This window comes from Acidobacteriota bacterium (assembly GCA_034211275.1).
Taxonomy (GTDB): domain Bacteria; phylum Acidobacteriota; class Thermoanaerobaculia; order Multivoradales; family JAHZIX01; genus JAGQSE01.
Map to the genome: position 1 here is coordinate 1 of JAXHTF010000282.1, position 6,443 is coordinate 6,443.

Here is a 6,443-nt window from a genome sequence, read left to right on the forward strand (position 1 = left end):
GGCGTCCTTGGCTGGCCGCCGCCGCTGCCGCCATGGTGGTCGGCGCCTTGGGCTTGGTGCTGCTGCGCTCGCCGGGAGCCCTGCCGCCGGAGGTGGCCTACTCCGTCGAGGTGCGGGGGCTGGCGGAGGTTCGCGACGTTCCGAGCTCCCAGGATCCCGAGGCTTCCACCGCTGATGTCCCCCCCGAGGTCGCGGCCTATGCTGGGACCATGGTTCGCATCGTCGCCCGGCCGGAACGTTCTCTCGCTCTGCGGCTGGAGCCGGCACTCTATCGCCTGAGCGAAGAGGGACCGGAGCCCGTGGAACCCGACCGCTGGGAGCTGGAACGCCGCGACGGGGTCTTCACCCTTTCCGGCGAGGCGGGAGCCTTGACCGGCGGAACGGCGGGCCTCCACACCCTCTACCTCGTGCTTGTCCGCCCCGGTGACTTGCCCGAGGAGCTCGGGGCATGGGAGGCTTCGAATCTTCAAGAGCGCCTCGCCGCCGATGGCCGCCGCCGGGTCTACCCGGTGATCCTCGAATTGCTCCCCGAGCCGGCGGACGAGACGATCCCTTTCCCAGGAGAGACCCCATGATGTCGAAAGCCTGTTCGTCCCCTCGCCTCGGTCTGCGGTGCCCAGCCCTGCCTTGGGTGGCCGTGCTCATGGTCCTGTCGGCGGTCTGGGCCGGCGCCCTCGGTGCCGCCGAGGTGAACTGGCTGCGCACGGCGCCGGATTGCACCGCACCGGCCCCCAACGACGGCACGCTGCTGCAGCTTTGCGGCAGCGTCGGCCGCTACTATCTCGCCACCACCGCCGGGCCGCCGGCGGTGGAGTGCGCTGCGGAAGTCTCCGCCCACGACCATGCGGCGTTCTACGCGCGCTCCGAGACCGGTCCGGCGGGAAGCTGCTTCCAGCGCAATGGGGGCCCCTGGGTGGCGGTGGCGGATGTCGCCGGGCATCGCAGCAAGGGGATCGGCTGCACGCTGCTGGAGAGCGCTGACGGCACCCTGGGTACCGGTCTGCTGGATCTCGCCGCGGCCCACGCCCGCATGCCGGACCGGCTCGGGCTGCCCAGCGATGCTCACCTCTTGGCGGTGCTCTGCGATCTGGTTCAGGCCGTCGAGGATGGAGTGGAGGAGCCGCCGCTGGCGGTGGTGATCCCCTTCGGTCGTCACGTCGACGGGCCGCCGGATTGCTCGGGGGATGAAGCCAATCTGCCGTGCCAGGTGGACCGAGCCTTGGCTCACCTCCAGGATGCCCACGGTGTGATCGCCGTCGCCGCAGCGGGGGACCATCGTGCCACCACCTTCCCGGCGGCGGCGGAGCACGCCTTGGCGGTGGGCTCTCTGGATGGCGGAAGCTACGTCGCCGCGGGGGCCGTAGGACCGAGCTGGGAGTCCCCGCCGGGAACGCCGGCGCTGGTGCCGGGGGTCGGGGTGGTGGTGGATTTCGGCCGGTCGGAAGGCCCGCGGCCTCTGCCGGCGGGCAGCGCCACCGCCGCCGGACTCTTCGCCGGCTGGCTCGGCGGCACCCTCGTCCAAGGCTCGTGGCAGCCGCCGGATCCCTTCCCCTACGATGGACTGTGGCTTCCCTGGCCCCAGGGTGAGAACGGGGGCGAGGGCTTCGTCCTCAGCCTCGACGGTGCCGAGCTCCCCGGCTCGTCCTTCGCCGGCGCCGACCGCTTGATGGCGGCAGCGCTGGGGCTGGCGGCGTCGGGGGCATCAGGCCCGCTGCCGGTTCCCGAGGTTTACCTTCAGCTCACCGCCGAGACTTTGACGCTGCCGGACCTCAGCCTCCCGGGCTTGGTCGCCTCCCTTCACGACGAGTGGCCGCCGCTGCCAGAGGTGCTGCCCTGCGTCCCGTGCTCCGGCTCCCGCCCCGATCCGCCTCCCGCCAGCCCGCAGAATCCGGATGAAACCGGCGGCGACGAGCTCGTCGTCGACCTCTCGCTTTCGAGCCCCTCCAACAGCTTCTACGATCTGTGGGAAATCGGTATCCGCCTCGGCGAGGATCTCTACCGTCTGGACGGCGGCGCCGACCCGGTTCTCCTGGACCAGATCGCCGCCGGCACCGTCGAGGCCGTCGGCCTTCAGGGCATCGACCCGGCGGTCCTCCTCGCCACCGGCGACTCCGCATCCCTGATCTTCATCCTCGCCTACGGCGACACCCCGTTCTGGCACTCGGTGCCGCTGGTGTTGCCGGCGGCAGGGGAGGGGCAGTAGGAGGCGCTACGGCCCGGTCATCCAGCCGGTGGTGTCACCGCTTTCGAAGCCGTTGGCGAAGATCACGATGCCGTCGGCGCCGATCTCCGCCAGGCCGAGGCCGGTGTTGACCAGGACCCGGTTGCTATTGGGCTCGACGTAGAGATTGGCCACCAGCAGGCTGTCGCTCCGGCCGGTGCCGTAGCTGAGATCGACCGTCGCCAGCGGCGCGGCGTCCAGGGCTGAATAGAACCCCAGCTGATCCTCCGTCGAGACGACGAAGAGATCCTGGCCGGCGAAGACTCCCCGGCCGAGGGCGAAGACGGCACCGCTGAGCGGCCCGGCCAGCAAGGAGGTCTGAAGGGTCGAAGGGTCGAAGACTTCCACCGTTTCGCTATAGGTACCCAGCAGGATCTCCTCTCCCGGCTTGCCGTCGAGGTCGGTGAGCAGCAGGGCGCTGGCGCTGAGGGATTGGGAGAATTCCAGGTCTCCGGTCAGCGCGTCGAAGATGGAAAAGACTCCCGTCTCGCTGACCGCGAGGATTTCCCGCGTCATGTCACCGTCGATATTCGCCCCGCGGAGGATCGATGGGCGGAAGCCAAAGGGAATCGGATCACTGGTCCACACCGGGGTGCCGTCGGATGGATCGAGGGCGTAGACCAGCCCATCGTTGGGAGAGGAGAAGATCCCGGCTCCGGCCAGCAGCTCCAGAGTCCCGTCCCCGTCGATGTCGTAGGGCAGGATCGAGAAGAAGGAGTCGAAGTCGGGGGTCTGAAAGGTCCATTCCAGGGTGTGGTGGAGGCCGTCGTAGCACGACACCGCAGGAAAGACGTTGTCCTCCGTGAGGCAGATCTCCAGCTGGGGGTCGGCGTCCGTATTGAGCAATCTGCCGGCCCAGACGCCCTTTCGATAGGAGGTATTGCCGGCCGGCGTGATGTACTCCAGCTCCTTGCTCTGGGCATCGAAGATCAGATAGCGGCCGGCGGAGTGGTTGCTGTCCGCGGCGAAGCTGGTGGCGAGGATCTCCATCTCCCCGTCGGCGTCCACATCCCCGACGTCGAGACCCAGAAAGGGGGTCGAGAGATCCGTGCTCCTCCATTCCAGGCCGGCGGAGACGGGGGAAGCGGCGCAGAGATAGTCACCACCGGTGACGTCGAAGCCGGAGCCCCAGAGGAACTCCTTCGTGCCGTCTCCATCCGCGTCGCCGACGACGATGTTGGTCACTCCATAGCTGCAGGTGTTCACCGAATACAGGCTGCTCCCGGCGGCGCTCAGCACGTGCATGTCGCCGAATTGGGCGTCGCCGTAGATCACCTCGGGGATCGAGCTTCCCAAGACGTCCGCCACCTGTAGATTGGCCAGGTTGAACACCGGGTAATCCCACAGCAGCTGATCGGCGGCGACATCGTAGACGCGCACTCCGTCGGTGGCCTCGAAGCCACCGACGACCTCGTCGTAGCCGTCGTCGTTGAGGTCCCCGAAGGCGATGGCATAGCCCAAGCCGGTGGCGATCTCCCAGTCCACCATCCCGGTGGCACCATCGAGGATCCGGGCAGTGTGGTCGTTGCGGGTGACGCCGATCTCCAGACCGGCGTCGTCGTCCACCTGGCCGAGGGCCAGGGCCACGCCGCCGACCCCGGGAAGGGTCAACTCCTGCGCGCCGGTGACGGCGGAGTAGGTGTAGACATTGCCCAGATTGCACACGACGATCTCCGCCTCGCCATCGCCGTCCACATCGCCGGCGACCAGGCTGTTGGGCGTCAGGCCCACGGCGACCGTTCCCTGCAAAGCCCGCGTCGAGCCGTCGTAGATCATCACGGTCTGTCCGACCGCGGCGAGCACCTCGAGGGCCGGGTCGTCATCGACCTGGGCCACCGCCAGCGCTTCGAGGGTCTGGTCGTAGGGTAGATGGCTCCACACCTTCTCGTAAGTCGTTCCATCCCACCGTAGGACATACCAATAGCGGTTGGCTTCGAAGCCATCGGAGGACGCCCCGGCGACGATCTCCAGGCTGCCGTCCCTTTCCAGGTCCGCCAGCGCCAGCCCCGAGTCACCGATGCCGGCACCGAGGGCCGGCCAATACCAATCCATGCTCACCTCGAAGCTGCCGGGCGTTCCTACGGAACCTGGAGCGGTAGGAATGGCGAAGGCGGGGCGGGGTGGAGCCTCGAGCGAGGCAGCCCCAGGGCTTCGATGGGGCTCGCCGGCCTGCCAGGAAATCGTCGGGACGAGGCTCATCAGGGTCGCCAGCCAGAGGACACTCTGTTTCATAACCTGCCTTCTGTGAGGTGGGATGGATCCTGCAAGAACCTCGCGCAAGTCACCGGCGAGAGCCTTCGCTGCACGAGGAAACGCATGTTTCCGAAGAATAACATGTTCTCTCGTTGTGGATGGCGGTCCCCGCGCCGTCCCGAACCGGAGAAATGGTGGCATCGTGCTTCTTCGACGACGAAACCAACCCGATGCTAAGGTCACCTCCGTAGATACCAGCGAGAAGCCGTTCGCAGCCCAGTCATCAGGAGACTTCACTATGCCCCACCACCGAGCTCTACTCGCCGCCCTCTGCGTCACTCTGATTCTCGCCGCCGTGCCCGCCGCGGCCCAGAATCCCAGCGACACCGCCCAATACACCGTGCGCTTCAACGCCACCTGGTCCGCCTCCACCCACCCTGCCCAATTCCCGCCCCAGCCCCACTTCTCGGCCCTCATCGGCGCCACCCATCAGGCCGACCTCCGGCTGTGGGCGCCGGGGACCAACGCCAGCCACGGGATCAAGAACATGGCGGAGGAGGGGCGGACGCGGCCCCTGGCGGCGGAGGCGGAGACCGCCATCGCGGCGGGGACTGCCAACCAGGTGCTCCAGGGAGGCGGGATCTTCCCCTCGCCGGACTTCATCGATCTCAGCTTCACCATGGACCGCGACTTCCCGGCGGTGACGCTGGTCACCATGGTCGCTCCCAGCCCGGATTGGTTTGTCGGCGTCTCGGCACTGCGCCTCTTCGAAGACGGCGGTTGGGTGCAGGAGCGGGTGGTGGAGCTCTTCGCCTACGACGCCGGCACCGATAGCGGCACCACCTTCCTATCCCCCAACCTGGCCACCGTGCCGCCGGTGCCGGTGCGCCGTATCGAGAGCGGCTCCCTGGGCAACGGCGTGCCCATGGGAACCTTCACCTTCACCCGCACCGACTCCGACCCGCCGGAACCCCTGGCCCTGCGCGGCGGCCGCTTCTTCGTGGACGTCCAGTGGCAGACCCAGGACGGTACCCAAGGCTATGGCCAGGGCTCGGCGCTCTCCGGCGACTCGGGGATCTTCTGGTTCTTCGATCCCGCCAATGTCGAGATGCTGGTCAAAGTGCTCGACGGCTGCGCCGCCTTCAACCACTATTGGGTCTTCGCCGCCGGCCTGACCAACGTCGGCGTAGAGATCACCGTCACCGACACCACCACCGGCACCGTGAAGCACTACGAAAACCCCCTCGGCGTCCCCTTCGAGCCGATCCAGGATACGCGGGCGTTTGCTACTTGCCCGTAGCTCTTCAGCTCTAGCCCCCCGAGCCCTTCCCTCCCTCTTCGGCTCCCGCCCACGCGGGAGCCGTCGGCGCTATGGCCACCGCGGCGGCACCCGCCTCACGCTCGGGTCTTCCACCGCATTTCCTTCTTCTTTCAGCACCGTAAGTGACGATGCCTTGACACCCTCCTCGACGACCCGATAAACCTCCAGCAGCTCATCCACCACGCAACCGCCGGGCTTCCGCTTTGAAGGCTCGGGAAGGAGCTGCCATGCCTCGTGCCCTTCGCACTGCACTTTCGAGCCTATTGCTCGTTCTCGGGCTCGTCCTCGGGCTGGCCCTTCCGGCTGCCGCCGACCTCTATCTCGCCACCGACCGCGGCGCTCTGCCGGCGGACCGAGCCACCGGGAAGATCTTCGACCCTCTCCCCGGGACCGCCGATGCCCGGGCGGTGGCCGTGGATTCTGCGAGAGAGCTCGTGTGGGTCCACACCGGCGAGGAGCTCGCCGCCTTCGCGCTGGACGGCACGCTGGTGCTCTCGGTACCCGCGGACGCAGGGGAAGAAGGGATCGCCCGGATGGCCGTAGATCCCGAAGACGGCACCGTGTGGTTCGGCAGCGGCGAGTCCGTAGGCTCCTTGGCCCCCACCGGCCAGGCGCTCCAGGAGATTCCTCTCGTGGCTAATCTCCGAGGTCTCTTCACCGCCTCGGCGGTGGCGATCCACAGTCCGGCTTCGGTGGTGAAGAGACCTC

5 protein-coding genes are annotated in these 6,443 nt (G+C 67.9%); 4 read left to right on the plus strand and 1 reads right to left on the minus strand.

What is annotated here, in order from left to right; genetic code table 11:
- Together SX243_24725 and SX243_24730 are read left to right on the plus strand one after the other, a co-directional pair.
- On the plus strand, window positions 1-575 hold a 575-nt coding region (locus SX243_24725), incomplete at its 5' end, for a hypothetical protein (protein ID MDY7096192.1).
- Window positions 572-2,203 (plus strand): S8/S53 family peptidase, encoded by a 1,632-nt coding sequence (locus SX243_24730; protein MDY7096193.1) that lies wholly within the window; start codon window positions 572-574, stop codon window positions 2,201-2,203. The genes SX243_24725 and SX243_24730, both read left to right, overlap by 4 nt.
- A 6-nt stretch (window positions 2,204-2,209) precedes the next feature.
- Here SX243_24730 and SX243_24735 read toward each other — a convergent pair whose 3' ends face one another.
- Complete coding sequence (locus tag SX243_24735; GenBank protein ID MDY7096194.1) at window positions 2,210-4,453, minus strand: PQQ-binding-like beta-propeller repeat protein; 2,244 nt, start codon at window positions 4,451-4,453, stop codon at window positions 2,210-2,212.
- Window positions 4,454-4,712: 259 nt separating this feature from the next.
- On the opposite strand from SX243_24735, the gene SX243_24740 reads away from it, so the two are divergent.
- Both SX243_24740 and SX243_24745 read left to right on the plus strand, forming a co-directional pair.
- Entirely contained in the window at window positions 4,713-5,714 is a 1,002-nt protein-coding gene (locus SX243_24740; GenBank protein MDY7096195.1) for a spondin domain-containing protein, read from the plus strand.
- A 248-nt stretch (window positions 5,715-5,962) separates the two neighbouring features.
- A partial coding sequence (locus tag SX243_24745; GenBank protein ID MDY7096196.1) for a hypothetical protein occupies window positions 5,963-6,443 on the plus strand: 481 nt, incomplete at its 3' end.

What these genes read in the sequence shown, in the direction of transcription:
- SX243_24740 (MDY7096195.1), top strand. Translation starts at nt 4,713, where the DNA reads ATGCCCCACCACCGAGCTCTACTCGCCGCCCTCTGCGTCACTCTGATT.
- SX243_24735 (MDY7096194.1), bottom strand. Translation starts at nt 4,453, where the DNA reads ATGAAACAGAGTGTCCTCTGGCTGGCGACCCTGATGAGCCTCGTCCCG.
- SX243_24730 (MDY7096193.1), top strand. Translation starts at nt 572, where the DNA reads ATGATGTCGAAAGCCTGTTCGTCCCCTCGCCTCGGTCTGCGGTGCCCA.